We start from the raw sequence: 946 nt of genomic DNA, 5'->3' as shown, positions 1-946 counted from the left end.
CCCCTAGCGGATCAGGCCGGGCCCGGATGGCGCAGGGGGCGGGCCAGGAGGGCGCCGAGGAAGCCGGCCACCGCACCCCACAGCACCGCGAGGCCGGTCGTGCGCCAGAGGTGAGGGGTGAGCTCGACACGGCCGCCCAGCCCGGAGACGTCCCCGAGCCCCAGCAGTGACAGCCCGAACCGGGCCTGGACCCCGGCCAGCAGGCACACCGTCAGTGTGGCCAGGCCCAGCGCCGCCGCCAGGTGCACCGCGTGCTGCCAGGGCCGGACCCGCCGGGGGGAGCGTACGGCGGCCAGCACGCCCGTGCCGAGCAGCGCGACGGCGGCCGACACGACCAGCCACCACGCCCGGGAGTCGCGCTGCGCCAGCGAGGCCACGTCGACGGTGGACCCGCCGGGGCCGCGCAGCACCTGGTCCAGCAGCTGCGGCACCGGCAGGCCGAACGGCCCCTCGGCCACACCGCGCCAGGCGCCGCCGAAGCCGACGGTGAGGGCGAGCCAGGCCAGGTTCGGCAGGCCGAGCAGCAGCACCGCCAGGGTGCGGGCCGCGTGTCCCTGGGTGGCGGCCGTCACCAGGCCGGCGCCCAGGCCGAGGACCACGTACGCCAGGAGCAGCACGGCCGTCGCGTGGGCGGCCGGCCGCACCGCCGTGTGGAAGCGGAGCAGCCCGGGCGGGAGCGGCGTGCGGCGGGAGACCAGCAGGGCGATCAGCAACAGGCCCAGCAACCAGAGCAGTCCGTACCCCAGGGTGGGCCCGAGCGCGGCCCGGAAGCCCACCGTCGGGGAGGAGTCGAGTAGTTCGCCGATCTCCCCGAGCGGGGAGCCGTCCGTGGTCAGGCCGAACGTCTGGCGGGCCAGGAGCGCGAACAGGGTGAGCAGGGCCAGCCACAGCACCCCCGTCCGCCCGGCCCGGCCGAGCAGTTCGCCGGTCCCGGCCACTGCCCGGT

Annotated in this window: 1 protein-coding gene; it reads right to left on the bottom strand. The window is 77.4% G+C overall.

Annotated elements, in window-relative coordinates; genetic code table 11:
* Positions 1-11: 11 nt before the first annotated feature.
* Positions 12-946 (bottom strand): streptophobe family protein (locus SSNG_RS04065; RefSeq protein WP_165364968.1); only part of this gene is annotated, 935 nt, incomplete at its 5' end.

This window comes from Streptomyces sp. C (genome assembly GCF_000158895.1).
Lineage (GTDB): Bacteria > Actinomycetota > Actinomycetes > Streptomycetales > Streptomycetaceae > Streptomyces > Streptomyces racemochromogenes.
Note: the sequence above shows the minus strand (reverse complement) of the source record. Positions and strands in the feature narration are given on the sequence as shown.